The organism is Candidatus Culexarchaeum yellowstonense, assembly GCF_024707025.1.
Taxonomy (GTDB): domain Archaea; phylum Thermoproteota; class Methanomethylicia; order Culexarchaeales; family Culexarchaeaceae; genus Culexarchaeum.
Window position 1 is genome coordinate 1 of record NZ_JANGFQ010000147.1, and the last position, 2,243, is coordinate 2,243.

Sequence of the window (2,243 nt, forward strand, 5' to 3'; positions counted from 1 at the left end):
CCTCTTAGCTTCAATTAACGTTACTCCAGCCTCCTTAAGCTCCCCCAAACTAAACCCTCTCCCAACCCTAATCTTCGGCGGCAACTTCAAATTTAAAACAGATTTCACAAGGGGTTTAGGCTCATCCTCCACCTCCATCACCCCCTCAATCTTCTAAGATTCTAATTTAATGGCAAATTTAAGTTTTCCCCTCATCTCACCCTCATTAGCCTATTGAAGGTTGATGAATAAACATTGATTCTTAACGCTAATTAAGATGAAATGTTCTCTAGCATGGGGCTGTTTGAATTGTGAGCATAGCATTTTCAGTTAAATTTTAATAAAGCAACAACATTTTCAATACTCATTTCCCTTCGATTTCCATTAATATTTTGAGGACTTGCTTTTTGAATTCAGGAAGTTTGTTTTTGATGGTTACCCATACCAGTTCCAAATCTATACCAAAATATTTGTGGATCAACTTATTCCTCATACCAGCAATGTCTCTCCATGGAATCTCACGATGCTTTGCCTTTAATTCTCTGCTCAAATTTTTCGTTGCCTCGCCAATTATCTCAAGTCCTCTTACCACAGCGTACTGTTTCTCCACATTTTCAAGAAAATCTTCTTTGGTTAAGCCTTCTACAAATTTCTCTATGTTGGAAATAGCCTCTAGGATGTGTTTTAAATATGCTCTATCTCTTTTCATAGATGATTCGCATCTCTCTTTTAACATTTTCCATTATGTTGGGGTTTAGACTACTAAGAGTTACAAGGTCAACTTTCCTTTTAAATACTTTCCTCAATTCGTTCTCTATTCTAACTAAATCGAGAAGACTTTTCTCGCTTTTCCGATCAAATTCGATTACTATATCTATATCACTCTTCCTCTTCTGCTCACCCCTAACGAAGGAGCCGAAAATTGCCATGAAAACTATATCATTTCTCTGACAAATTTCAATTAGCTTATCCTCTAACCCCTCTCTCCTCAACTCTTCTGGCAAATTCTGAATATTAACTTTAACACTCATATCTCAATTACTGAAGCCCTCCCCCCAAATTTAAACATTATTTCCGCAAAGGATTCTCCAAAATCATTTTTCATAGCAAGTTTGCCTATAGAGCATAATGTGATTGTGGGATGTTAAGGTGCTGAGTTGATGGATGAATACCCAAAAGCATAATTACTTAAACATTAAATATTTTGAATGTGAATTCGCTGGAGTTTAGTAACCTTAAAACTGGTAAGAATTTAGGTGGGTTTGGATCACTACTCCTAGCATTAGGCTCCCTCACCATACTGCCCATACCCATACTTGGAGTCTTCTCACTATTACTCGGCATTATCCTACTCTTGCTTGGCGTTAGAAATATCTCTAAATATTACTCCGAGATGGGAATATTCAATAATCTTCTGCGCGGCTTTGGATTCTGGATTACTAGTCTAATAGCAACTATTCTAGTCTTATCACTATTCGAATTTCTTGGTGTAGTGGTATTCTTCGTTCTTCTAATTCTGATTATCTTGATACATTATGAAGCAAGCAGGATGGGATACTTTTGCTCCAGCTATGTGGTGGACACGCTTAGTGAATACGTAGATTATGTGCTAACGACCTTCTTTATGGTGTTGCTATTGCCAACATTTTCCCTGGCATTCTTATTAATGTTCTGGGCTGAAGAGAACGCATTAACTATTGCAGTAGCCATCTCCTTCATCATAACCATTGGGTCAATAATATTCTCACTAATTGTATTGAAGAATTTCCTTCATAAGCTAATATTCCTCATGGGGATGCTTACTATTGCAATAATCTTCTGCTTCATGATGGCAGGTTTCTCTCCAAATTTCAAGATAATCTCCCTCATTCTGACTGCAGTGGCATCTTTAACCCTCCCCCTACTTGGAGCACTCTACTTTAACGATGCCTTCACCCTCTTAAAAATGAAAACAGGCAAGAAATCCTTCCAAATAGCTGGTGAGCTACTGGCACTAGGAGTAATAGAATCCTTAATGCTCAACGTGATTGGAGCTCTAATGGTAATGCCCATAGCATGGATGATTACCTCCATAGCCTTCTTCAAACTGAAAAGCGTTAAAGTGACATGAAATCACCTTTAAACGAACAGCAAAATGCATATCAATTCACTTAACCTATTCACGAATAAAAATAGCTTAATTATGTAGACCATATTAATATGGAAACAGTTATACTTGAAGTATCCGTTAACCATTAATCTCAAATTATGAAACTCCCTCTCTG

The 2,243-nt window shown here is 37.2% G+C and carries 4 protein-coding genes; 1 reads left to right on the plus strand and 3 read right to left on the minus strand.

All coding sequences use genetic code 11. From position 1 onward, the window contains the following. The 3 genes from MRT15_RS12625 to MRT15_RS09865 form a co-directional block, all read right to left on the minus strand. Positions 1-138 (minus strand): ribosomal protein L13e (locus tag MRT15_RS12625; protein WP_369684971.1); only part of this gene is annotated, 138 nt, incomplete at its 3' end. A 205-nt stretch (positions 139-343) separates the two neighbouring features. Beyond that, positions 344-688, minus strand: a complete 345-nt coding sequence (locus tag MRT15_RS09860; RefSeq protein WP_304329924.1) for a DUF86 domain-containing protein — start codon at positions 686-688, stop codon at positions 344-346. Further along, positions 675-1,010 carry a nucleotidyltransferase family protein gene (locus tag MRT15_RS09865; protein WP_304329925.1) on the minus strand — a complete coding sequence of 112 codons (336 nt, stop codon included), beginning with the start codon at positions 1,008-1,010 and terminating at the stop codon, positions 675-677. Before MRT15_RS09865 ends, MRT15_RS09860 begins: the two co-directional genes overlap by 14 nt. A gap of 179 nt (positions 1,011-1,189) precedes the next feature. Between MRT15_RS09865 and MRT15_RS09870 the strand changes: the two genes are divergently transcribed. Beyond that, positions 1,190-2,089, plus strand: coding sequence for a hypothetical protein (locus MRT15_RS09870; RefSeq protein WP_304329926.1), 900 nt, complete (start codon positions 1,190-1,192; stop codon positions 2,087-2,089). Positions 2,090-2,243 lie beyond the last annotated feature (154 nt).